Source organism: Streptomyces sp. NPDC052114, from assembly GCF_040680155.1.
Taxonomy (GTDB): Bacteria; Actinomycetota; Actinomycetes; order Streptomycetales; family Streptomycetaceae; genus Streptomyces.
This window is the reverse complement of the sequence record NZ_JBFAWC010000001.1, coordinates 89,319-112,183: the sequence shown is the minus strand read 5'-3', so window position 1 is coordinate 112,183 and position 22,865 is coordinate 89,319. Positions and strand designations below refer to the sequence as shown.

The following is a 22,865-nucleotide window of genomic DNA, read 5'->3' as shown; positions in this document are numbered from 1 at the left end:
TTTCCGTACGACTCATGGGAGCGCTCCTATGTCTTCGTCCACCGTGAACTCGACCTTTCCCGCCGGCTTTCTGTGGGGCGCCGCGACCGCCGCGTACCAGATCGAGGGGGCCGTGCGGGCGGACGGCCGCACCCCTTCCATCTGGGACACCTTCAGCCATACGCCCGGCAAGGTGCTCGGCGGCGACACGGGGGACATCGCCGTCGACCACTACCACCGGTGGCGCGACGACGTGCGCCTCATGGCGGACCTGGGGCTGTCCTCGTACCGCTTCTCGGTGTCGTGGTCGCGGGTGCAGCCCACCGGGCGCGGGCCCGCCGTGCAGCGCGGGCTCGACTTCTACCGCGCGCTCGTCGACGAACTGCTCGCGCACGGCATCCGGCCGATGGTCACCCTCTACCACTGGGACCTGCCCCAGGAGCTGGAGGACGCCTTCCCCAGCGGCTCGGCGGCCGGCGGCGGCTGGCCGGAGCGCGACACCGCCTACCGCTTCGCGGAGTACGCCGGGATCGTGGCCGGTGCGCTCGGGGACCGCGTGGAGATGTGGACGACGCTCAACGAGCCGTGGTGCAGCGCCTTCCTCGGCTACGGCTCGGGGGTGCACGCCCCGGGCCGCACCGATCCCGCGGCCGCCCTGCGCGCGGCTCACCACCTCAACCTCGCGCACGGCCTGGGCGCGCAGGCGCTGCGCGACACGCTGCCGGGCCGCGCGCGGATCGGCGTCAGCCTCAATCCGAGCGCCGTGCGCCCGCTCACCGCCTCCGCGGCCGACCAGGACGCGCGGCGCCGGATCGACGCGCTGGCCAACCGCGTCTTCACCGGGCCGATGCTGCACGGCGCGTACGACGACGACCTGCTGGCCGACACCGCGGGCGTCACGGACTGGGCCTTCGTCGGGGACGGCGATCTGCGCATCGCCCGGCACCCGCTCGACTTCCTCGGCATCAACTACTACTCCCCCGCTGTCGTGTCGGCCGTCGAGACCGACGGGTCCGAGGGGAACGGCCGGCCGCGCCCCGACGGGCACGGCGCGAGCGACCACTCCCCCTGGCCGGGCGCCGACGAACACGTCCTCTTCCACCGGGCGCCCGGTGAACTCACCGCGATGGACTGGCCGGTGGATCCGACCGGTCTGAAGGACCTTCTCCTTGAGTACACCGCTCAGGCCCCCGGGGTTCCCCTCTATGTGACGGAGAACGGCGCGGCCTACGACGACCGGCCGGGTCCCGGCGGCCAGGTCCACGACCCCGAGCGCATCCGCTATCTGCACGGCCACCTCGCCGCCGTGCACGAGGCGATCGCGGAGGGCGCCGACGTCCGCGGCTACTACCTCTGGTCGCTGCTCGACAACTTCGAATGGGCGTACGGCTACAGCAAGCGGTTCGGCGCGGTCCACGTCGACTACGCGACGCAGGCCCGCACCCCGAAGTCGAGCGCCCACTGGTACGCGAAGGTCGCCGCCTCCGGTGAGCTGCCGAGGGAGCACGGGATGGGCTGACCCGCCACCCGGCGGGGTCCGCGCGGAGCCGAGTGGCAGCCTCCCACTCGGCTCCTTATTTTGCGGATATGCCGCATTACATACCTAAAGCCACAGAACGGGCACGGTGAGTGCCCGTGGGAGTCCTCCGCGACCATCCCGAGCTCGCGCTCTTCCTCTGCCTCGCCCTCGGCTACCTGGTGGGCAAGCTCCGCGTCGGACCCATCACCCTCGGCGGCATCTGCGGCACGCTGATCGTCTCGCTGCTGCTGGGCGCCTGGACCGAGGTCACCGTCTCCGACGACGTCAAGACGATCTTCTTCGCGCTGTTCATCTTCGCCCTCGGCTACATGGCGGGCCCCCAGTTCTTCGCCAACCTCAACCGCAGGAGCCTGCGCTTCTTCGCGCTCTGCGGGATCGAGCTGGTCTGTGTCCTGGCCATCGCGTTCGGCCTGGCCAAGGCGTTCGACCTGGACGTGGGCACGGCCTCGGGCATCCTCGCGGGCGCCGCCACCGAGTCCGCCGTGGTCGGCACGGCCACCGAGTCGATCGCCAAGCTGGGCGACCTCACCCAGGCGCAGATCACCGAGTACCAGGGGCACGTCGCCACCGCGTACACCGTCTGCTATCTCTTCGGCCTGATCACCATCGTGATCTACACCAGCCAGATCATGCCGATGCTGCTGCGCGTCAACCTCCGGGACGCCTCGCGCGAGCTGTGGGAGAAGATGCGCGGGGGCGGCGGCCTGGAGGCCGACGAGCGCGCCGCGCTGCCCGGCATGGTCGGCCGGACCTATCTGGTGACGGCGGGCGACGGCCGGACCGTCGGCGCCCTGGAGTCCGAGCTCGACGGCCGCATCACCGTCGAGGCCGTCAAGCGCGGCAGCAGGCTGCTGACCCCCGCGCCCGGCCTGGAGCTGACCCTCTCCGACCTGGTCCTCCTGGTCGGCCGGCGCGCCAACGTGATCGAGGCGGGCCGCCTCATCGGCCCCGAGACCCCCGGCATCCCCGGCGTCGACACCCCGCTCGCCACCAGCCAGGTCGCCGTCACCGAGAAGGCGACGGACGGCCTCACCGTCGACCAGCTCCAGCAGGCCCACCCCGAGTTCGCCGCGGACGGCGTGTACGTCACCGAGGTGCTCCGCGGCGACCAGCACCTGCCCGCGGCCGGCGACACGACGCTGCGCCGCGGCGACGTGCTCACCCTGGTCGGCGCCCGCTCCGGACTGAACAAGCTGGTCGCCCGGATCGGCGCGGTCGTCAAGAACGACGCCACCGACTTCATCTATCTGGGTCTCGGCATCGCGGCGGGCTCCCTGCTCGGACAGGTCGTCGTGAAGTTCGGCGACGTACCGATGTCGCTCGGCACCGGCGGCGGCTGTCTGATCTCCGGGCTGCTCTTCGGCTGGTTCCGCTCCCGCAAGCAGACCTTCGGCGCCTTCCCGCCGCAGGCCGCCGGGACCATCAAGGACATGGGCCTCGCGGTCTTCATCGCCTGTACGGGGCTGGTGTCCGGGCCGCAGGCCTGGCCGCTGCTCAAGGAGTACGGGGCGCTGCTCCCGTTCGCCGGGATCGCCATGGTCCTCGTCCCCGCGACCCTCTCCCTGGTCGTCGGGCGCAAGCTCCTGAAGATCGAGAAGCCGCTGCTCATCGGAGCCATCGCGGGCCAGCAGTGCTCGACCCCCGCGATCACCTCGGTCACCCAGGTGGCCCAGAGCTCCGTGCCGATGCTCGGCTACACGATCACCTATGCCCTCTCCAACTTCCTGCTCCCCCTGACCGGGCCGATCCTCGTCGGCGTCCTCGGAGCGTGAGAAATGATCGACTTCCTCAACCGGAACATCTTCCAGCCCCACCCCGAACTGCTGGTCTTCATCACCGTCGCGCTCGGCTTCCTCTTCGGGAAGCTGCGCTACAAGGCCATCGCGCTCGGCGCGGTCACCGGCTGCCTGGTCGCGGGACTGCTGCTCGGTGCGCAGTTCAAGGTGACGATCGACGGGACGGTGAAGAACCTCTTCTTCACGATGTTCCTGTTCGCGCTCGGCTACAAGGTCGGCCCGCAGTTCTTCCGCGGCCTGAAGAAGGACGGCCTGCCGCAGGTCCTCAACGCCGTCGTGGTCTGTGTGACGGGCCTGCTCGTCTGCTGGGGCTTCGCGGCCATGCTCGGCTACGGTCCCGGCCTCTCGGCGGGCCTCCTCGGCGGGGCGCTCACCCAGTCCGCCGTGATCGGTGTCGCGCAGGACGCCATCGGCAATCTGCCGGGGCTCTCCTCGGGCGCCGTCAAGGAGCAGGAGAACCTCGTCGCCGTCGGGTACGCCGTCTGCTACCCGCTCGGCACGATCCTGTGCGCGATGCTCCTGGCCAACGTCCTGCCGAAGCTCTACCGCAAGGACCTCGCCGCCGAATCGGCGGCGCTCGCCAAGGAGTTGGACGCCCCGGCCGACGACCCCGACCTCGGCGAGGGCTACTACGAGGTGGTCCTGCGCGCCTACCGCGTCGAGCGGCCCGACGTGGTCGGCCGCACCATCGACGACTTCGAGGACCAGCAGAAGCAGCTGGGCCGCCGCCTCTACATCACCGGCGTGCGGCGCGAGGGCACCGTCCTGCCGCACGACCAGAAGACCGTGCTGCGCGAGGGCGACGTCGTGGCCATGAGCGCCCTCCGCGGCGACCTGGTCACCTATGACGCGCGCACCCACGTGGGCGGCGAGGCCGACGACGTCGAGCTGCTCGGCTACCAGACCGAGACGCTGCACGTCGTCGTCTCGGACAAGGCGCAACTCGGCAGGACGATCGGCGAGTTGCGGGCGGAGCCCTTCATGGTCGGCGTCTACGTCGACAAGGTGTACCGCTCCGGCGCCGACTTCCCCTACCGGCTCTCCACCAAGCTGGAGCGCGGCGACACCCTCACCCTCACCGGGCCCAAGCGACTGGTGGACCCGGCGGGCAGGGAGATCGGCAAACCGGTGCCGACGTCGTTCGCCACCGACATGCTCTGGGTCGGCCTCGGCATCTTCCTCGGCGGCTGCGTCGGGATCCCGGCCCTGACCGCGGGCGGCGTGCCGATCTCGCTCTCCACCTCCGGCGGCGCGCTCATCATGGGCCTGGTCTTCGGCTGGATCCGCGGCAAGTACCCGACGTACGGCAATGTCCCGCCCGGCGCCCAGTGGTTCATGGACACGCTCGGGCTCTGTCTGTTCGTCGCGGTCGTCGGCCTGAACGCCGGGCCGAGCTTCACCAGCGGCCTCTCCTCGGCGGGCTGGGGGCTCCTCGTCTTCGGCGCGGTCGCCACCGTGATCCCGCTGATCGTCGGCTTCCTCTTCGGCCACTACGTACAGAAGATCCGCTTCCCGATCCTGATGGGCGTCCTGGCCGGCGGCCAGACCACCACGGCGGCGATCGGCGCGATCAACGAACAGTCCAAGTCCCAGGTACCGACGCTCGGTTACACGATCCCGTATGCCGTCGGCAACGTCCTCCTGACGATCTGGGGCGCCGTCATCGTCCTCCTCCACCACTGAGTACACCGACTTCTCGTAGTCACCGACTTCTCGTAGTTAAGGAAGCACCGTGCCGAAGACCACCTTCACCCGCGAGGAAATCCAGTCGTTCGCACAGCTCAGCCCCTTCGAGCTGAAGGACAAGTTCATCCAGATCGCGCAGGCGGCACAGGCCGACAAGCCGGGCCAGAAGGAGAAGTCGAGCACCCAGATGCTCAACGCGGGCCGTGGCAACCCCAATTGGACCGCCACCGGACCGCGCGAGGCCTTCTACGCGCTCGGCTACTTCGCCCTCTCCGAGTCCAGGAGGGTGTGGACGGCCGACAACCTCGGCGGCATGCCGGAGAAGCCGGGCTCCGGCGAGCGCTTCGACACGTTCGTGCGCCGCCACCCCGACCTGCCCGGCATCGAGCTCCTGGAGAAGTGCGTCGCGTACGCCGTCGAGCGCTTCGGCTTCGACCGCGACGCCTTCCTCCACGAGCTGACCGACAGCTCGATCGGCGACAACTACCCGGTGCCCGACCGCATGTTGACGCACACGGAGCAGATCGTGCGCGGCTATCTCGCCGACGAGATGTTCGACGGGAAGCCGCCGTCGGACAACCTGTCGCTGTTCGCGACCGAGGGCGGCACGGCGGCGATGTGCTACATCTTCGACTCGCTGATGAAGAACGGGATCCTGAAGAAGGGCGACAAGATCGCCCTGATGGTGCCGGTGTTCACGCCGTACATCGAGATCCCCGAGCTCGACACGTACGAGTTCGACGTCGTGCCCGTCGAGGCGAGCCTGTTCACCGAGACCGGCGTGCGCGAGTGGCGCTACCCCGCCGAGGAGGTCGCCAAGCTCGCCGACCCCGCCATCAAGCTGGTCTGTCTCGTGAACCCGTCCAACCCGCCCTCCCTGGCGCTCAGTCGGCGCGTCGCCGACCAGATCAAGGACATCGTCGCGACCGAGAACCCGAACCTGCTGATCGTCACCGACGACGTGTACGGCACGTTCGTGGAGGACTTCCGCTCGATCGCCGCCGACCTGCCGCGCAACACCCTGCTCGTGTACTCGTACTCCAAGCACTACGGCTGCACGGGCTGGCGCCTCGGCGTGATCGGCCTGCACGACGACAACGTGGTCGACGAGATGATCGCCGGGCTGCCGCTGACCGAGAAGGACCGGCTCGCCCGGCGGTACGGGACGCTGTCGCTGGAACCGGAGAAGATCCGCTTCATCGACCGCCTGGTCGCCGACTCCCGCCAGGTCGCCCTCAACCACACGGCGGGGCTCTCGCTCCCCCAGCAGGTGATGATGGCGCTCTTCTCGCTCTTCGACATGCTGGAGGAGGGCCAGGCGTACAAGGCGCGGATCCGGGCGATCGTCAAGCAGCGGCTCGACCTGCTGCTCGAAGGCGCCCAGATGAAGATCGCCGAGGACCCGAAGCGGGCCGGGTACTACATCGAGCTGGACCTGCTCGCCGAGGCCGAGCGCGTCCACGGCAAGGACTTCGCGGACTTCCTGGAGAAGAACTACGAGCCGGTGGACCCGCTGTTCCGGCTCGCCGAGCAGACCCATGTGGTGCTGCTCAACGGCGGCGGCTTCGACGGGCCGCAGTGGTCGGTCCGGGTATCGCTCGCGAACCTGGACGACCTCGACTACCTCAAGATCGGCCACCATCTGCGCGGCATCTTCGACGACTACGCCGAGGAGTGGCGGGCGGCCAAGGGCTGAAGGGGGTGGTGCCCCGGCCGGGTGGGGGGATACCGGCCGGGGCACCCTGGGGGGGGTGATGGCTCTGCGTACGAGGGGCCAGGGAGCCCGGCCCACGGGTACTCGCTACTTATACGCGGCAAACGCCTTCGTAAACGCGAGCGGCTGCTGCTCGATCGAACTGCACGTCGGCTGCGCGGAGTTCGAGGCCCCGCCGGGGCAGGCCTTGTCGCGGGTCGAGGACCACATCGACAGCCAGCCCAGGCCCTTGGCCTTGGCGAACTTCACCAGCTGGGCGGCGTCGTCGGCCTTGAAGACCTCGGTGTTCACGTCGTTGACGCCGATCATCGGGGTGACGGCGACGGCCTGCCACGCGGCCTTGTCGGAGAGGCCGAGCGCGGTCTTGAGCTGCTTCTGCGTGGCGGTGGCCGCCTGAATCGCATACGTGCCCATGTCGCCGCTGTAGGCGGGTCCGTAGTCCATCGCCATCACGTTGACGGCGGAGATCTTCACGCCGTTCTTCTTGGCGTTCGCCAGCAGGTCGACGCCGGGCTGGGTCAGGCCCTCGGGCATCACGGGCAGCGTGAAGGAGACGTTCAGGCCCGGGTGCTGCTTCTGGAGCGTGGCGATGGCCTGGGCGCGGCGGGTGTTGGCGGCGGTGTCCGGCAGGGCCGCGCCCTCGATGTCGAAGTCGACCTTGGTGAGTTCGTACGTGTCGACGACCTTGCCGTACGCCTTGGCGAGCGAGGCGGCGCTGTCGCACTTCAGGCCCAGCTCGGAGCCGGCCGCGCCGCCGAAGGAGACGCGGACGTCGCCGCCCTTGGCGCGCAGGGCGCCGATCTGGGAGGCCACCTTGTCGTCGCCGAGTCCGGTGGCGCCGCCCCAGAGGGGCTCGCAGCCGCCGCCTGAGGTGATGAAGGCGAGGTTGAACTCCTTCACGCCGGTCTTCTGCGCGGTGTCGACGAGGTCGTAGGCGGGGGCGAGGGAGGTGTCCACGAAGGGCGCGAACTTCGCGGCGGCCTTGGTCTTGGCCGGGGCCTTCTTCGCCGGCGCGGCCTTGGTCGCGAGGGCCGTCCCGGAGAAGAGGAAGGCGCCGCCGCCGACGAGTGACGCGGCGACGAGCCCGCCGACGACCTTGGACCGGGTGCTCACCGTGCGCCGGTGCGTGCTGCTCATGGCGTGCCTGCCTTCTTCGCTGTACGGGGGTGGGGGTGCGATCACGCTAGCCCCGCGATGAGCGACAAAAGGGGTGACTCCGGCCGGAGTTGGGGATCTTAGGGTCCCCTTAAGGGAAGGATGGGGCTCGATTAATGCTGCGGGCCGTCGGTGGCCGGTCGCGCGGTTCCCCGCGCCCCTGAAGGGGCCTTCGGCGAGGCCCGGCAAGGGGTGCGGGAGCGCGAGCAACCGAGAACGCGCCCGCGGGGAGACTCAGCCCGGGCTCGGAGCCCGCTTCCGGCGACGTACGGCGACGCCCCGGTGCCCGCGGCGCCCCTCCGCGGGACGGCGGGGGTCCAGCTGGATCCAGATGCGGACCTCCGTGCCGCCGAGGACCGAGCTGCCGACGCGGACGTCGCCGCCCGTCGACTCGGCGAGGCGGCGCACGATGTCGAGGCCGAGGCCCGTGGAGCCGTCCTCGCCCGAGCCCGCCCCGCGGGCCAGCGCCGCCTCGGGGTCGGCGATGCCCGCCCCCGCGTCGGAGACGAGGACGATCACCGCGTCCTCACCGCTGTGCACGTCCACCGCGAACGCCGTGCCCTCGCGCGTGTGCCGGAAGACGTTGCCGAGCAACGCGTCGAGCGCGGCGACCAGTTCGGTCCGCGCCACCGGTATCCGCACCGGCCGGTCCACGCCCGCCACCCGGACCTCGCGGCCCTCGTCCTCCGCGAGCGCCGACCAGAAGGCCATCCGCTCCCGGATCACCTCGGCCGCGTCGCAGCCCGCGCCCGGCCCGGCCGTCGCCGTCTGCGGCTTGGCGTCCCGCGCGGTACGGATGATCGTGTCGACCTCGCGCTCCAGCGTCTCGACCGCGGTCCGGGTCTGCTCCGCGGCGGGACCGTCGCCGAGCGAGGCCGCGTTCAGCCGCAGCACCGTCAGCGGCGTCCGCAGCCGGTGGGACAGGTCGGCCGCCAGCTCCCGCTCGTTGGCGAGCAGTTGCACCACCTGGTCGGCCATCGAGTTGAACGCCACGGCGGCCAGCCGCAGCTCGGTCGGCCCCTCCTCGGGCACCCGCGCCCCGAGCTTGCCCTCGCCGAGGTCGTGCGCGGCGCCCACCAGGCGCCTGGCGGGCTGGACCATGCGGACGCCGAGCCGGTCGGCGACCGCCACCGAGCCGATGACGAGCGCGATGCCGACGCCCGCGAGCACCACCCACGCCGTCGTCACGCCGTTGCTCATCTCGTCCTCCGGCACGAAGATCTCCACGACCGCCGTGCCGGAGCTGAGCGCGGTGGGCTGGAGCACCACGAAGCCGCCGGGCACCTCGGTGGTGCGGGCCCGGCCGTTCCTGCGGGTCGCCTCCACGGCCCGCGCCTCGGCGCGCGGCTCGCCCACCTCGAAGGCGGGGGCGTCGTCGACGGCGGGCACGTACACGGCCATCCGCCCGTCGCCGCCCGCCTCCGACGAGGCGACGGCCCGGGTGAGCTCGCCCCGGTCGGTGGTGATGGAGAGGGTGGGGCCCATGCCCGCGCCGTGCCGCTCCGCGTTCGAGATGGCCCGGTCCCTGGCCATCTCCTTGACGACGAGGCCCAGCGGCACCGCGAAGGCCACCACGACCATCACCGTGACGGCCAGGCAGACCTTGACGAGGGCCCACCTCACAGCGGTGGCCCCGGCAGCGGCGGCTCCAGCTTCACGCCGACCCCGCGCAGGGTGTGCAGATAGCGCGGGCGGGCGGCCGTCTCGCCCAACTTCCGCCGCAGCCAGGAGAGATGGACGTCGATGGTCTGGTCGTCACCGTAGGACTGCTGCCAGACCTCGGCGAGGAGTTCCTTGCGCGGCACGACGACACCGGGCCGTCCGGCGAGGAACGCGAGCAGGTCGAACTCGCGCCGGGTCAGGTCGAGCCGCGCCCCGTCCAGCTCGGCCTGGCGCCGCAGCGGGTCGATGGCGAGCCCGCCGACGCGGAGCACGTCGCTCGGCGGGGCCTCCCCGGCCGGGACGCGGGCGCGGCGCAGGACGGCGGCCATGCGGGCCGACAGGTGCTCGACGGAGAACGGCTTGGTGAGGTAGTCGTCGGCGCCGTCGTTCAGGAGCCGTACGATCTCGGCCTCGTCGTCCCGCGCGGTGGCGATGATCACGGGTACGTCCGTGATGCCGCGCAGCATCTTCAGCGCCTCCGACCCGTCGAGGTCGGGCAGGCCGAGATCCAGGATCACCACGTCAAAGCGGAAATGGGCGACCTCGCGCAGCGCCTCAAGGGCCGTGCCGACGCTGCGCACGGTGTGCGAGGCCTCGGTCAGGTGCCGGATGAGGGCGGAGCGTACGAACTGGTCGTCCTCGACGACGAGCACACTTGCCATGGGCGGCACCGTACGCCATACGGCGGAACGCGGTCCTCCCCGGGACGGGCCGCCCGGCGCCGCCCCGCGAGGGGGCCGCCCCGCGGGACAGGGCCTCGCCGTGTGGTGCAGTATGGCCCGCGATGCACAGAGGACTCGTACACACCATCGCGTGGTCGCTCGCCACGGGCGCGGCGGTCACGCTGTCCTGGTGGGGCGTCCACACGGTGCTGGCGGGGACCGTCTACGACCCGCCGCGCGCCCTGCCGCTCGCGGCCGACGACGGCGGGAACGACGACGCGGAGCCGCTGTCCTCCTCGACGCACCGCTCCGAGCCGCCGCGGACCGGGAAGCCGTCGAAGTCCGCCGAGCCGTCGAAGAGCCCCCGAAAGACCACCGAACCGTCCGAGAAGCCCTCGAACACGCCCTCCGCTCCTCCGCCGGCCAACTCCGGCACGGGGACGGTGAAGGGCTACAACACCGACGGCGGCCGGGTCGTCTTCGCCCTCGGCGAGGACTCCGCGACGCTGGTCTCGGCGACCCCGGCGGCCGGCTGGTCGGTGCAGACGTGGAAGCAGGACAAGTGGATCCGCGTGGAGTTCACGGCGGGCGCGGCCAAGCTGTCGGTGTTCTGCACCTGGCACGACACCGCGCCCCGGGTGGAGATCAACAAGTACTGACGCGGTGCCGCGCGGCGGCGGGGCCCGTCAGCGGAACACCGAGGGCGGCGGCGCCGGCGAGGCGACGGCGCTCGCGTCCGTGACGGCCGCCGCTCCCCCGCTGAAGTCCCGCAGCCCACGGCCGTGTTCGACCCGGCCGGGGTGCGGGTCGCCCGCGCAGCGCCGGGTCAGCTCGGCGAGCGGCAGCGGCCGGTCGGAGCCGAGCAGGACGGCGTTGCCGAAGCGCTTGCCGCGCAGCACGGCGGGGTCGGCGACGAGCGCGAGCTCGGGGAAGAGCGTGGCGGCGGTGGCGAGCTGGCCGCGCAGATGCGCCAGCGGCGGGCCGTCGGCGAGGTTGGCGACGTAGTACCCGCCGGGCGCCAGGGCCCGGCGCACCTCGGCGAGGAACTCCGTGCTGGTGAGGTGGGCGGGGGTGCGGGCCCCGCTGAAGACGTCGGCGATGACGAGGTCGGCCCAGCCGTCGGGGACCTTCGCGAGCCCTTCGCGGGCGTCGGTGCCGCGCACCCTGACCCGGGCCTGCGGGTCCAACGGCAGCTCACGGCGGACGAGTCGGACGAGCGCGGTGTCGCGCTCGACGATCTGCTGGGTGGAGCGGGGGCGGGTGGCGGCTATGTAGCGGGCCAGCGTGAAGGCGCCGCCGCCGAGGTGGAGGGCCTGGACCGGTTTCCCAGGGGGCGCCACGAGGTCGGCGATGTGGCCGATCCTGCGCTGGTACTCGAAGTCGAGGTACGCGGGGTCGTCGAGGTCGACGTGGGACTGCGGGGCTCCGTCCACGAGCAGCGTCCAGGCGCGCGGCCTGTCCCGGTCCGGCATGAGCTCGGCGAGTCCGCCGTCCACCTCTTCGACGACGGCCTCCCGCGCTTCCCGGGACCGCTTGTTCCTTGCCATCTGGCCATTATCGGCGTACGCCGCCGGGGTGGCCCGATGACCTTGGGCGAGGCCGCCGGGGCGGGGTCAGCGGCAGTTGTCCGCGGCCTCGATGGTGCGGGCGGCCTGGCCGAGCGCGGCCCGCAGGACGGCCGGGTCGGTGACGGCGTCGCCGTCCGGGGGCAGCAGCCAGCCGGTGCCCGCGACGGGCGGCTCGGGGACGACGGGTCCCGGCTCCGGCGTGACGTACACGCTCATGCCGCGGCCGAAGGTCTGGGTGCAGGCGCTGCCCGGCAGGTCCCAGCCGTCGGCGGTGCCGGGCGGCACCAGGAAGCCGAGGGTGTCGCAGCTGCCGTCGTGCAGCACGGGTCCGACGGTGTCGCCCGCGCCGCGGCGCAGGATGTCGACCGCTTCGAGGCCCTGGCGCGCCGGGACCGTGACGAGGTCACAACACTCGTCGTCGCAGGGGTCCGCGCCGGGGGGCGAGGCACTGCCGTCCTGGGTGGGCCGATGCCGTGCCGTCGTCAGGGATGCGGGCGAGGTGTCGCTCCCCGCACGGGAGTCGCTGTTCTCCATGCCGATCTCCAACAAGGGGACCCCTCCTCGCCGTGCGGGAGCCGCGTCACTCCCGCTCCTCGTGGTTCAACGCCGATCGGCGTCAACAGGCACTGCGGCACGCCGCCGCAAAGGATGGCAGTTCATGGCGGATCCCGTATGAGATATCCGGTTTGTAGCCAAACTCCGCGTGCCGGACGTGTCACAGCGGGTACCTTCGTGCTCCGCCGGAACAGGGGCAGCCCCGCGAGATCCCTTACGCGGGCGCGGCGTCCGGTGCGCGAGCGTGCGCACGGTCCGGCACGATCCGCACGAGAGGGTCCGGCCATGGCGTCGTCACCGATGGCATCGTCCACTCAGTCCCCACGACCGAACCTCGCCTTCCGGCAGCTCCGCGGACAGCGCTCGCCGGGCGAGTTCGCCGCCGCGGTGCGGCGGGCCGCCCGGGAGATCGGCGAGCGGGTCAGCTGCGACGCCCGCTACATCGGGCGCGTGGAAGCGGGCGAGATCCGCTGCCCCAACTACGCCTACGAACGCGTGTTCCTGCACATGTTCCCGGGCCGGACGCTGACCGACCTGGGGTTCGCCCCCCGCTCGGTGGTGCGCGGCAGGGGCGCGCGCACGGAACCGGACGAGCCCCCGGTCCACTCCGACACCGACTTCCCGATCACCGTCCCGGCGCAGACCGCGGTCCCTCCGCACGAGTCCCGTCCGTCCGGGTGCGGCCCCCACGCCCGCGATCCCTACGCGATCCGGACCCACGAGGAGAGCGACGTGCAACGCCGCGCGTTCATGGCCGGCTCCACGGCCACCGTGGCGGCCGCGCTCGGACCCATCGGACTCACGCTGGGCGGCCCGGCGGAGGCCGCGGCCCTGCGCGGGCGCCGGGTCGGCGAGGCCGAGGTCGGCGCGGTCGAGGAGGCCGTACGCAAGATCAGGCTGCTCGACGACCGGCACGGCGCCGACGGCCTCTACCGTCGCGCGGCCGCCCCGCTGCGCACCGCCTACACCCTGCTGGACGCGGGGACCACGACGCGGCAGTCCACCTCGGACCGGCTGCACTCGGGCGCCGGCGAGCTGGCCATCTCCGTCGGCTGGCTGGCGCACGACTCGGGGCGCTTCGACGACGCCCGCTCGCACTACGCCGAGGCCCTCGCCACGGCGCGGGTCTCCGGAGACTCCGCCCTGGAGGCGCACGCCTTCTGCAACACCGCCTTCCTCGCGCGGGACGCGGGACGGCCCCGGGAGGCGGTGCGGGCGGCGCAGGCCGCCACGCGGGTGGCGCGCCAGCTCGGCTCGCACCGGCTGCTCTCGCTCATCGCGCTGCGGGAGGCCGGGGGCTGGGCGGGGCTCGGCGACCGCTCGGGGTGCGAGCAGTCGCTGACCCGGGCGCACGCCCTGTTCGACCGCGGGACGTGCGAGGCCGACCCGGAGTGGATGAGCTTCTACGGCCCGGCCGAGCTGGCGGGCCTGGAGGCCCAGTGCTGGTCGGCCCTCGGCGACTGGGGCCGGGCCGCCGGGCACGCGCGGCACGCGGCGGCCACCGCCTGTGCGCAGACCCCGCAGTTCACCCGGAACATCGCGCTCTACACCGCCGAGCTCGCCGACGACCTGGCCCGCGCGGGCCGCCCCGACGAGGCGGCGACGGCGGGGCTGCGGGTCCTCGCGCTCCTGGACGAGGTGCAGTCCTCCCGCATCCAGTCGATGCTCGCCACGACGGCACGGGTCCTGCTGCCGCACCGCAGGGCCTCCGGCGTGGGCGGCTTCCTGGAGCGGCACGCGTCCTTGCCGCGTGCCGTGTAGCCGGGCGCCGGCGGCGGGCTAGGACAGGTGGCCCGTCTCGTTCCACGACTCGACGGCGGGCTCTCCGTAGGCCCAGCCCAGGGTCGACAGGGAGGTCGGGTTGAGACGGATGCGGGCGGCGAACTCGATGCCGAGGCCCAGCCAGCGCGCGCCGATCACGCGCAGGATGTGACCGTGCGCGAAGACCAGCACGTCGCGGTCGGCGCTCCTGGCCCACGCGACGACCTCGTCCGCGCGCGCGGAGACCTGCGCCAGCGTCTCCCCCTCGGGGACGCCGTCCCGCCAGATGAACCAGCCGGGGCGGACCGCCTGGATGTCGGCCGGGGTCATGCCGTCGTACGCGCCGTAGTCGAACTCCATGAGCGCGTCCCAGGTGGTGGCGCGGTCCCCGAAGCCGGCGATCTCGCAGGTCTCCCGCGCGCGGGAGAGCGGGCTGGTGCGCACCTCGACGTCCGGGAGGCCGTCGTAGGGCGCGCGGTGCAGCCGCTCGCCCAGGAGCTTGGCGCCGCGGCGGCCCTCCTCCAGGAGCGGGATGTCCGTCCTGCCGGTGTGCTTGCCGGACAGGGACCATTCCGTCTGTCCGTGCCGGGCCAGCAGGATGCGGGGTGCCATGGGGAACTCTCCAATGTCGTACGCGTGAACCTCGGGCAACGCCGCCCGGACGGGACTTTTGCCGCCTTTGCGGACAGAGGGCGCCCGCCCCCTCCATCATCGCCCACCGTCCGGCAACCGCTCGCCGGGCCTGGCAACCCGACCGCCGATCTCTGCGTCTAAGACGACCGGAGGACGCCTCGACGGCCATCGCGTACGCCGTAAAGTGAGGCCGCGGCATACGCCGCATGAACAGCTATGAGTGGGGGATCGACCGGATGCCGAAGAGCGCCACACCGGCCACCGGGGGCATAGCCGGACACCGGCTTCGCTGGTGGACGGAGCTGCCGCTGATCGTCCTGGTGTACGCCGCCTACTCGGCGGGCCGGCTCCTGGCCCGGGGCGACGTGTCGACCGCCGTCGACCACGGCATCGGCATCCTCAGAGCCGAACAGTTCCTGCGGCTCGACGCGGAGAGTCCGCTGAACCGTCTCTTCACCGCCCACGCCTGGATCGGCATTCCCGCGGACTTCTGGTACGCCTCGCTGCACTACCTCGTCACGCCGGCCGTGCTGGTCTGGCTCTTCCGCAGCCGCGCGGTCCACTACCGCGCCGCGCGCGCGTGGCTGATGATCTCCACCCTGATCGGCCTGGTCGGCTTCACGCTGCTGCCGACGTGCCCGCCGCGGCTGCTCAGCGCGGGCCACGGGTTCGTCGACACCATGGCGCAGTACAGCGACTACGGCTGGTGGGGCGGCGAGGCGAGCGCGCCCCGGGGCCTGGGCGGCATGACCAACCAGTACGCGGCGATGCCCAGCCTGCACGTGGGGTGGGCGCTGTGGTGCGGCGTGATGCTGTGGCGGCACGGGCGCTCGCCGCTGACCCGGGTGGCCGCGGTCGCCTACCCGCTGATCACCACGCTCGTCGTGATGGGCACCGCCAACCACTACTTCTTCGACGCGCTCGCGGGTGCCCTGGTGATGGGGATCGGGCTGCTGCTCGTGCGGCCCGTGCAGCGGCTCACCGACCCGGTCATGGCACGGCTGCGGGAGCGTTTCGTACGCCCCGCCGCGCGGCCCGCCGCGGCCACCTCCGCCACAGAGCCCTCAATTGTCAGTGCCGGGTGCCAGACTTCGGCGGGTGAGCGAATTCCCCGACAGCGCAAGCAGAGTGCCGACCCCGGCGCCGAGCCGAGTGCCCAGCCCGCCGACGCGGGGGACGGCGCTCCGGCACCGGTTCGCTGAGCTGCGCGGCCCCGACGTCCCCGCCCGGCCGCTGGACGCCCGCGCCCTCGCCGCGCTCGCGGCCAACCCCGGGTGCGGGCGGCGCGCGCTGCTGGACGGCGCGGGCGTGGACAAGACCGCGCTCGCGCAGTCGCTCGGCGCGGCCTCCGGCTTCGGCCAGTCCCAGTTCGCCTTCATGCGGGGCAATGCCTTCGAGGCACGGGTCAAGGCCGACGGCGGCGCGGAGCTGCTGCGGCTGACGCACGCCCGCTTGGGCGGCGGCCCCGAGCCGGTGCCGGGCGAGTCCGTCGTCCCCGACCTGTCGGCGGCCGGCCCCGAGGGCCGCGCGGCGCGCACGGCGCTGGCGCTGCGCGAGGCCACCGAGGCAGGCACCTGGACGCTCCTGGACCACCCGATGCTGGCCCTGGACGTCGCGGGGGCGCCCGCGTTCCTGGAGCCGGACGCCGTGGTGGTCCAGCCGGACGGCGGCTGGGCGGTCGTCGAGATCAAGTCCTTCCCGATGATCGACGGTTCGGCGGACGCGGCGAAGGTCGGCGCCGCCGCCCGCCAGTCCGCGGTGTACGCGCTGGCGCTTGAGCGGGTGGCCGAGCGGATGGACCCGGCGCCGCGCATCCGGCACCACGTCCTGCTCGTCTGCCCCAAGGACTTCTCCAACCTGCCCACGGCGTCCGCGATCGACGTCCGCAAGCAGCTGTCGGTGACCCGGCGCCAGCTGGCCCGGCTGGCCCGCGTCGAGGACATCGCGGCGCGGCTCCCGCCGGGCACGACGTTCGACGTGCGGCGCCCCGCCGACGAGCTGACGGCGGCGGTCGAGGCGGTCCCCGCGACGTACGCACCCGAGTGCCTGGCCGCCTGCGAGCTGGCCTTCCACTGCCGTGCCCGCGCCCGTGAGGAGGGCGAGGTGACCTCGCTGGGCCGGGCGATCCGCGGCGAGCTCGGCGGTCTGACGTCCATCGGCGAGGTCCTCGCGGCGGCGGCCGGCGCCGCGGGCGATGCGGCGGACCCGGCGGTGGCGGCGCTGCGCAGGGCGGCGGGGCTGCGGGCCGAGGCGCTGGCGGGCGCGGGGGTCCAGGGAGGCGCGGCGTGCTGAGCCCCGCGTCGTGGCGGACGCCCCCGCAGGAAACCGGTCCGCGGACGGAGAGGTGCCGCAGCACATGTCACTGATCGACGCTCTCGCCCGGCTGGAGGCGGTCACCACGGGGCGGGCCCGGCCGCGGGCGACGGTCCGCCACCGGCACATCTCCCAGCGCCCCCTCGTCCTCGTGCCGCTCACCACCGCGGGCGAGGCGGGCGCCCCGCTCGGCGCCCTCGTCGGGACGGAGCGCACCTCCCCCCGGCTGCTCGTCGTCCCGCAGCCCCGCGACCGCGACCTGCGCTTCGCGTTCCTCGCGGAGCTCGCCGAGATCGTCCTGCCGTACGTCGACGGGTTCGCGGACGACGTGGAGACGGCCGAGCGCAACGAGACCGACCCCGAGACCGGCAAGCGCGTCAAGGTCGAGGTCGACCTGTGCGCGGACGCCCCGCAGCTGATCGTGCCGAGCCGCGCGGGCATCGAGTTCGTGCGGCTCCTCGGCCGCTCCATGCGCTTTCGCCGCACGGCCGAGCAGGACCCCGAGACGCCCTATCCGGCGCCGCCCCGCGTCCCGCTCCTCGGCCGCTGGCTCACGCACTTCGGGGAGCGCAGCCGCGTCCCCGGCTCGTCCCTGCTCGCCGCCATGACGGAGCTGCTCTCCCGGCACTGGGCCACGGGCCAGTCCAGCCTGGAGGACCAGCACCTGGGCGCCCTGCTCGCCTGGATCGAGGCGCCGGAGGGCACCTCGGGCGCCGAGGCCGCGCTCCGCGCCGAGCTGGCCCGCGACCGGGACGGCCAGCTGCTGTGCCCGCCGGCGGGCCCGGCGACGGACCCGGCGTTCGACAACGACCTGCTGGCCCCTGCCATGGAGCGCTACGACCGCGCGCGCGGCGCGCTGGCCGCCGCCGAGGACGGCGTCGAGGCGGACGAGCGGCTGGGGCTGCTGACCGCCGCGGAGCGGGAGATCGACGCGCTGATCGACAGCAGGACCCGCCCCACCTGGGACGCCGTGTGGCGCGGCCTGGACGCGCTGTGCACGCTCCCCGAGGCGGCGCACGCCGCCGACCGGTGGACCCGCGACCGCTGGTCGTTCACCGGCCACCGCGACCGCGTGACGGCGGGCGAGCCGCCGCAGCCCCGGGTCGACGACGCGGTCACCGCGGCGAACAAACTGGCCACGCGCGAGCGCGAACAGGCCCGCCTGGACGCCCAGGAGGCCCTGGACGACCCGCTGGTGATGGCGGGCCGCCGCCTGGCGGGCGAGGCGTTCGCCGGTGAGGTGACGGAGGTCGTCATGGCGTACAGCGAGGCCAGGAGCCCGCGCCCGCGCCCCCTGATCACCGTGCGCACGGACGACCACCCGCACCTCGGCGAGCGCACGAAGGTGTTCCGCTCGCTCGCGGGCAAGCCGCAGACGGCGGAGTTCGTGGCGTACGAGGCGGAGGGCGCCGTCGTGCTGCGCCTCACCGACAAGATGGGCCGCGGCAAGGAGCCCGAGGCGGGCTCGGTCCCCGACAAGGGCGACCGGATCTGCTGGACGCTCTTCGAGCACGAGCAGCGCGGCGGCCCCAAGCTGCCGGACCCCGAGAACACCCCGTGGACGCACGGCGGACCGCCGTCGGACGCCGCGGAGAGCCCCGACCCCGTGACCGCGGAGGACGCCCTGTGAGCCGGCTCGCCCCGCCCGCGGGCAACACCTTCGACCCCGGCGCCGAGGCCGCCCGCGCCACGGCGGCGATCCTCCACGACACGCTGCACGGCACGCACCGCGGCGTCGTCGTCGACTCCCCGCCGGGCGCGGGCAAGTCGACGCTGGTGGTCCGCGCCGCGCGCGAACTGGCCGCGGCGGGACACCCGCTGATGGTGATCGCGCAGACGAACGCGCAGGTGGACGACCTGATCCTGCGCCTCGCCGAGAAGGACCCGGAGCTTCCGGTGGGCCGGCTGCACAGCAGCGACCCCGACGCGTACGACAAGGCGCTCGACGATCTGGCGAACGTGCGCAAGTCGACGAAGGCGGGCGACCTGGCGGGCCTCGACGTGGTGGTCTCGACGGCGGCGAAGTGGGCGCACGTCAAGGCCGACCAGCTGGAGGCGCCGTGGGGGCACGCCATCGTCGACGAGGCGTACCAGATGCGTTCGGACGCGCTGCTCGCCGTGGCGGGGCTCTTCGAGCGGGCGCTGTTCGTGGGCGACCCGGGGCAGTTGGACCCGTTCGCGATCGTCGGCTCGGAGCAGTGGGCCGGTCTGTCGTACGACCCCTCGGCCTCCGCCGTGAGCACGCTGCTCGCCCACAACCCCGAGCTGCCGCAGCACCGCCTGCCGGTGTCCTGGCGGCTGCCCGCCTCGGCGGCGCCGCTGGTCTCGGACGCCTTCTATCCGTACACGCCCTTCCGCAGCGGCACGGACCACGGGGACCGTTCGCTGACGTTCGCGGTGCCGTCGGACGGTTCGGGCCCGGACCGGGTGATCGACGAGGCGGCGGAGTCGGGATGGGGCCTGCTGGAGCTGCCCGCGCGGAACACGCCGCGCACGGACCCGGAGGCGGTCCGGGCGCTGGCCCTGGTCGTCCGCCGGCTCCTGGACCGGGGCGGCGCGACCACGTCGGAGCGCGGGCCCGCGCCCGCGCCGCTCACCGCCGACCGGGTGGCCGTCGGCACGGCCCACCGCGACCAGGCGGCGGCGGTGCGCGCCGCGCTCGCCGGCCTCGGCGTCGCGGACGTCACGGTGGACACGGCGAACCGCCTGCAGGGCCGTGAGTACGACGTGACGGTCGTCCTGCACCCGCTGTCCGGCCGCCCCGACGCCACGGCGTTCCACCTGGAGACGGGCCGCCTGTGCGTGCTGGCGTCCCGCCACCGGCACGCCTGCATCGTGGTCTGCCGCGCGGGCGTCAGCGACCTCCTGGACGACCATCCGTCCACGGAACCGGTCCAGCTGGGCGTCACGATGAAGTTCCCGGACGGCTGGGAAGCAATGATGTCCACATGGGATCACTGGTCCGAGCACCGGGTGGTCTGGCCCCGTTAGGGGCGCGGGGAACTGCGCGCTCAGCCCTCGAAAGGCCGCAGACGCGTCTGCGGCTCCATCGTGGTTGCTCGCGCAGTTCCCCGCGCCCCTGACGGGCCCAAGGCCCACTTGCAGGGCGGGGGACAATGGGAGATGGCCGGACGCCGGACAGACGGCCCGCACCGTACGAGGAGGACGAACCATGGCGGAGCCCGAGCGGCCCCGGACCGAGCAGCGCATGCGCCCCGCTCCCCTGCTCTTCGAGCCGGCCGAGGCGGTCGGCGACCCCGAGCACTTCTTCGACCTGGAGTCGATCGAGGACCCGCGCGAGCTCCTGGACCGCGCGACCGAGCTGACGCACGCGTTCCGCGCGGCGACGGACCGCTCCGTCGAGTTCCAGGCGATCGCGGCCGCCCAGCTCGCCGACCCCCGCCGCTTCGACCGCCTGACGCCCGCGCTGATCGCGGAGCGCGCGGAGTGGACCGAGGACTACGCGAAGAAGATGGTCGAGTTCGGGCGTGACCTGCTGCGCGGGGGCGTCGAGGAGCGGTAGCGCAGGACCGGCGGCCTGTCGGAGGGGGCGGCCGGAGAGGGTCGGAGCCGGGCGCTCACATGATCTTCCGGCATATGCCCAGGGGCAAGATAGCGCTCTCCACCCCCGGCTGTCCCGGTTTTTCGCAACTCCCAGAAACGGAATGCTTACTACCGGTAGATGTAGAGGGTATGAACAGCAGCCTCTCCCTCCACGGCCCGACACCGGTGCCCGCCGCCACGGCCCCGTCCCCCACCGGGCCCGCCCGCGACGCCTGTCACGTCACCGCCGACGGAGCCGCCTGGCTCGCCTCCGCGGAAACGTATCCGCTCAGCGCCCTGACCCACTGGCGCACCCGGCCCGCCGCCCCCGCCGTCCTGCCCTGCGGCTCCGCGTTCGACGTGGTGAGCGTGCCCGCCGTGTTCGGGCGGCGGATGCTCGACCGGTTATGGGAGGAGGGCCCCGGATCCGGGCCCGTGGCCGCGCACCGCGGCCGGATGCTGCTCTTCGCCTCCCCCGGCACCGCCCAGCGGCTGCCGTCCCTCCTGGAGTGGGAGGAGTGGGGCTCCGCGGTCCCCTCGGTGCTCTGCCACGGCACGGGCGACGCGGTCACCGTGCCCTCGCCCGCCGCGGGCGGTGCCCCGGACGGCGGTACGCCCGGCCCCCGGCCCCACTCGCGCTGGCTGGTCGCCCCCGACACCCGGCACCCCTGGCTGCCGGGCCCCGAGGTGCTGCTCTGGGCCTGCGTCCGGGCCGCCAGGGCGGCCGCGGGATCCGCGGTACGGATATCGATTTTTCCTGGCGGCGATCAGGATGCTAATGTCTACGACGTCAGCAGGCGCCGCTAGCTCAGTTGGTTAGAGCAGCTGACTCTTAATCAGCGGGTCCGGGGTTCGAGTCCCTGGCGGCGCACAGACAGCAAGAAGCCCCTCGCGCAAGCGAGGGGCTTCTTGCGTGTCCGGGGGCGGGGCGGGCGTGCGGCTCAGCCCGTGGTGACCTTCACCGTCCACGCCCCGGACGCCGTCCGTCCCGCCACCTCGACGCGCACGTCCTCGCCGGGCACCGTGAAGCTCTCCCCCACCCGCACCGGGGCGTCCGCCAGCTGCGGGTACACCGAGTCGCCCCAGCAGGACTCGGAGTCCGGATGGGCGTCGACGACCTCGACGGGCCCGCCGCCCGACGCCGTCTCGCCCCGCACCTCGTAGACGAGGACGCCTTCCGTGCACGTCGCGTGGTCGTTGCCGGTGGCGCCGCGCGCCTCCAGGGCGATCGCCGTGTCCCGGCCCGTGCGGACCACCGCGAGCCTGGTGCCGCCCCGGGCCCCCGGCGCCGGGGCCGCCGCGAGCGGCTCCAGGGTCAGGCGCTCCGTGCCCGTGCCCACGCACCGCACCTGGCGCGGCTCCAGCCAGCCCAGCTTCCACTTGTGCCAGCCGAAGAGGTCGGGGGCCAGGCCGAACTGGCTGCCCATGACGTCCCAGTCGCCGACGTAGGTGTCCCAGTCGCCCTTGCCGTCGGTCGGGCGGTGGTAGAGGTCGGGCAGGTCGAAGACGTGGCCCGTCTCGTGGGCCAGGACGTTGCGGTCCGGCGGGTGCTGCTCGAAGACCGTGACGATGCGCCGGATGTCCGTGCCGTCGGCCCGCATCGGGTGGTCGAAGTTCACGACCTTCGTCGCGTCCGAGTCGACGCCCGGCGCGTCCGGGTCGGCGACGAAGTAGACGATGTCGTACCGCGAGAAGTCCACGTGCGGATCGGCGGCGGCCACCGCGTCCCGCAGATAGGCGCCGCGCCGCTGGGCGTTCCAGTCGCGCTGTATCGCGTACGACATGGAGTCCTCCGGCATCTCCACCCACTCGCGCCGGGGATGCGGTTTCAGGGTGAACCTGCCGTACGAGGCCCGCTCGAAGAAGCGGCTCGTGGCGGGGAAGTAGTCGGCGGTCAGCTCCTCGGGGGTGGTCAGCGGCGGGGAGTCAGGGAAGGACAGGAAGACCATCACCGCGTCCAGGGTCCTGGCCGGGCGCGGGTAGGCGGTGTTCCAGGTGTCGAGGCCCTCCGAGTGGTGCGCGGCGGTGCGGCGCAGGGCGCACGGTCCGGCGGCGGACTCGGCGATCGCGGGACCCGCGACCAGAGAGGTGGCGGCCAGCGCGGTCAGCGAGGTGAGCAGTGCCGCGGTGGTGCGCAGACGGGAATTCTCCCCTCCACGGGTGAGTCCCCAAGGGGGGAGCTGACGCGGCACGTCGACCTCCGGGTGCGGAATGCGGGACACCCCACCCACCCTGTGATGTTTTGTTGAAGTCTGCCCTGTTTGTCTGGCCCTTCCGAGTGAGGAGCGGGCCCGGGGA

The 22,865-nt window shown here is 73.0% G+C and carries 18 protein-coding genes, 1 tRNA gene and 1 pseudogene; 13 read left to right on the top strand and 7 right to left on the bottom strand.

Features of this window, described 5'->3' with window-relative positions; genetic code table 11:
* Positions 1 to 28 precede the first annotated feature (28 nt).
* The 4 genes from AB0L89_RS00460 (at position 29) to AB0L89_RS00445 (ending at position 6,697) form a co-directional block, all read left to right on the top strand.
* Positions 29 to 1,498 carry a family 1 glycosylhydrolase gene (locus tag AB0L89_RS00460; RefSeq protein ID WP_365131943.1) on the top strand — a complete coding sequence of 490 codons (1,470 nt, stop codon included), beginning with the start codon at positions 29 to 31 and terminating at the stop codon, positions 1,496 to 1,498.
* Positions 1,499 to 1,614: 116 nt separating this feature from the next.
* Positions 1,615 to 3,291 (top strand): aspartate-alanine antiporter, encoded by a 1,677-nt coding sequence (aspT, locus tag AB0L89_RS00455; RefSeq protein WP_365131940.1) that lies wholly within the window; start codon positions 1,615 to 1,617, stop codon positions 3,289 to 3,291.
* A gap of 3 nt (positions 3,292 to 3,294) precedes the next feature.
* Positions 3,295 to 4,998, top strand: coding sequence for an aspartate-alanine antiporter (aspT, locus tag AB0L89_RS00450; RefSeq protein WP_365131937.1), 1,704 nt, complete (start codon positions 3,295 to 3,297; stop codon positions 4,996 to 4,998).
* 49 nt (positions 4,999 to 5,047) lie between these two features.
* Complete coding sequence (locus tag AB0L89_RS00445) at positions 5,048 to 6,697, top strand: bifunctional aspartate transaminase/aspartate 4-decarboxylase (RefSeq protein ID WP_365131934.1); 1,650 nt, start codon at positions 5,048 to 5,050, stop codon at positions 6,695 to 6,697.
* 105 nt (positions 6,698 to 6,802) lie between these two features.
* Here AB0L89_RS00445 and AB0L89_RS00440 read toward each other — a convergent pair.
* From AB0L89_RS00440 to AB0L89_RS00430, 3 genes and pseudogenes are all read right to left on the bottom strand, one after another.
* Positions 6,803 to 7,690: pseudogene (locus AB0L89_RS00440) on the bottom strand (chitinase); the annotation flags it as partial.
* Positions 7,691 to 8,104: 414 nt separating this feature from the next.
* Entirely contained in the window at positions 8,105 to 9,493 is a 1,389-nt protein-coding gene (locus tag AB0L89_RS00435) for a HAMP domain-containing sensor histidine kinase (protein ID WP_365131931.1), read from the bottom strand.
* The gene (locus tag AB0L89_RS00430) at positions 9,490 to 10,194 is read right to left on the bottom strand and encodes a response regulator transcription factor (RefSeq protein WP_365131928.1); all 705 of its coding nucleotides are present in this window, start codon (positions 10,192 to 10,194) and stop codon (positions 9,490 to 9,492) included. The genes AB0L89_RS00435 and AB0L89_RS00430 overlap by 4 nt, the downstream gene beginning before the upstream one ends.
* A gap of 122 nt (positions 10,195 to 10,316) precedes the next feature.
* Here AB0L89_RS00430 and AB0L89_RS00425 point away from each other — a divergent pair, with 122 nt between their 5' ends.
* Entirely contained in the window at positions 10,317 to 10,853 is a 537-nt protein-coding gene (locus tag AB0L89_RS00425) for a hypothetical protein (protein WP_365131925.1), read from the top strand.
* A gap of 27 nt (positions 10,854 to 10,880) precedes the next feature.
* Here the strand turns inward: AB0L89_RS00425 and AB0L89_RS00420 are convergent, their stop codons facing one another.
* Together AB0L89_RS00420 and AB0L89_RS00415 are read right to left on the bottom strand one after the other, a co-directional pair.
* On the bottom strand, positions 10,881 to 11,741 hold the full coding sequence (locus AB0L89_RS00420; RefSeq protein WP_365131922.1) for a fused MFS/spermidine synthase: 861 nt from the start codon (positions 11,739 to 11,741) through the stop codon (positions 10,881 to 10,883).
* Positions 11,742 to 11,807: 66 nt separating this feature from the next.
* On the bottom strand, positions 11,808 to 12,311 hold the full coding sequence (locus AB0L89_RS00415) for a hypothetical protein (RefSeq protein WP_365131919.1): 504 nt from the start codon (positions 12,309 to 12,311) through the stop codon (positions 11,808 to 11,810).
* Between the two features lie 291 nt (positions 12,312 to 12,602).
* Here AB0L89_RS00415 and AB0L89_RS00410 point away from each other — a divergent pair, with 291 nt between their 5' ends.
* Positions 12,603 to 14,078, top strand: coding sequence for a tetratricopeptide repeat protein (locus AB0L89_RS00410; protein WP_365131916.1), 1,476 nt, complete (start codon positions 12,603 to 12,605; stop codon positions 14,076 to 14,078).
* Between the two features lie 18 nt (positions 14,079 to 14,096).
* Here the strand turns inward: AB0L89_RS00410 and AB0L89_RS00405 are convergent, their stop codons facing one another.
* Positions 14,097 to 14,690: a histidine phosphatase family protein gene (locus AB0L89_RS00405; RefSeq protein WP_365131913.1), complete on the bottom strand. Its 594-nt coding sequence runs from the start codon at positions 14,688 to 14,690 to the stop codon at positions 14,097 to 14,099.
* A gap of 257 nt (positions 14,691 to 14,947) precedes the next feature.
* Here AB0L89_RS00405 and AB0L89_RS00400 point away from each other — a divergent pair, with 257 nt between their 5' ends.
* The 7 genes from AB0L89_RS00400 to AB0L89_RS00370 all read left to right on the top strand — a co-directional run bounded on the left by AB0L89_RS00400 (position 14,948) and on the right by AB0L89_RS00370 (position 21,438).
* Positions 14,948 to 15,913, top strand: a complete 966-nt coding sequence (locus AB0L89_RS00400; RefSeq protein ID WP_365133884.1) for a phosphatase PAP2 family protein — start codon at positions 14,948 to 14,950, stop codon at positions 15,911 to 15,913.
* Positions 15,864 to 17,003 carry a hypothetical protein gene (locus AB0L89_RS00395; RefSeq protein ID WP_365131910.1) on the top strand — a complete coding sequence of 380 codons (1,140 nt, stop codon included), beginning with the start codon at positions 15,864 to 15,866 and terminating at the stop codon, positions 17,001 to 17,003. The genes AB0L89_RS00400 and AB0L89_RS00395 overlap by 50 nt, the downstream gene beginning before the upstream one ends.
* Before the next feature lie 64 nt (positions 17,004 to 17,067).
* Entirely contained in the window at positions 17,068 to 18,654 is a 1,587-nt protein-coding gene (locus AB0L89_RS00390; protein ID WP_365131907.1) for a hypothetical protein, read from the top strand.
* A complete protein-coding gene (locus AB0L89_RS00385) occupies positions 18,651 to 20,015 on the top strand; it encodes an AAA domain-containing protein (RefSeq protein ID WP_365131904.1) in 1,365 nt (454 codons plus the stop codon). The genes AB0L89_RS00390 and AB0L89_RS00385 overlap by 4 nt, the downstream gene beginning before the upstream one ends.
* A 181-nt stretch (positions 20,016 to 20,196) precedes the next feature.
* Positions 20,197 to 20,547, top strand: coding sequence for a hypothetical protein (locus tag AB0L89_RS00380; RefSeq protein WP_365131901.1), 351 nt, complete (start codon positions 20,197 to 20,199; stop codon positions 20,545 to 20,547).
* A 170-nt stretch (positions 20,548 to 20,717) separates the two neighbouring features.
* On the top strand, positions 20,718 to 21,374 hold the full coding sequence (locus AB0L89_RS00375; protein WP_365131898.1) for a bifunctional DNA primase/polymerase: 657 nt from the start codon (positions 20,718 to 20,720) through the stop codon (positions 21,372 to 21,374).
* Positions 21,365 to 21,438: transfer RNA gene (locus AB0L89_RS00370), tRNA-Lys, on the top strand. The genes AB0L89_RS00375 and AB0L89_RS00370 overlap by 10 nt, the downstream gene beginning before the upstream one ends.
* Positions 21,439 to 21,508: 70 nt before the next feature.
* Here AB0L89_RS00370 and AB0L89_RS00365 read toward each other — a convergent pair.
* Positions 21,509 to 22,789: a M6 family metalloprotease domain-containing protein gene (locus tag AB0L89_RS00365; protein ID WP_365131895.1), complete on the bottom strand. Its 1,281-nt coding sequence runs from the start codon at positions 22,787 to 22,789 to the stop codon at positions 21,509 to 21,511.
* Positions 22,790 to 22,865 lie beyond the last annotated feature (76 nt).

What these genes read in the sequence shown, in the direction of transcription:
- AB0L89_RS00460 (WP_365131943.1), top strand. Translation starts at nt 29, where the DNA reads ATGTCTTCGTCCACCGTGAACTCGACCTTTCCCGCCGGCTTTCTGTGG.
- aspT (WP_365131937.1), top strand. Translation starts at nt 3,295, where the DNA reads ATGATCGACTTCCTCAACCGGAACATCTTCCAGCCCCACCCCGAACTG.
- AB0L89_RS00430 (WP_365131928.1), bottom strand. Translation starts at nt 10,194, where the DNA reads ATGGCAAGTGTGCTCGTCGTCGAGGACGACCAGTTCGTACGCTCCGCC.
- AB0L89_RS00425 (WP_365131925.1), top strand. Translation starts at nt 10,317, where the DNA reads ATGCACAGAGGACTCGTACACACCATCGCGTGGTCGCTCGCCACGGGC.
- AB0L89_RS00420 (WP_365131922.1), bottom strand. Translation starts at nt 11,741, where the DNA reads ATGGCAAGGAACAAGCGGTCCCGGGAAGCGCGGGAGGCCGTCGTCGAA.
- AB0L89_RS00410 (WP_365131916.1), top strand. Translation starts at nt 12,603, where the DNA reads ATGGCGTCGTCACCGATGGCATCGTCCACTCAGTCCCCACGACCGAAC.
- AB0L89_RS00405 (WP_365131913.1), bottom strand. Translation starts at nt 14,690, where the DNA reads ATGGCACCCCGCATCCTGCTGGCCCGGCACGGACAGACGGAATGGTCC.
- AB0L89_RS00400 (WP_365133884.1), top strand. Translation starts at nt 14,948, where the DNA reads ATGCCGAAGAGCGCCACACCGGCCACCGGGGGCATAGCCGGACACCGG.
- AB0L89_RS00390 (WP_365131907.1), top strand. Translation starts at nt 17,068, where the DNA reads ATGTCACTGATCGACGCTCTCGCCCGGCTGGAGGCGGTCACCACGGGG.
- AB0L89_RS00380 (WP_365131901.1), top strand. Translation starts at nt 20,197, where the DNA reads ATGGCGGAGCCCGAGCGGCCCCGGACCGAGCAGCGCATGCGCCCCGCT.
- AB0L89_RS00375 (WP_365131898.1), top strand. Translation starts at nt 20,718, where the DNA reads ATGAACAGCAGCCTCTCCCTCCACGGCCCGACACCGGTGCCCGCCGCC.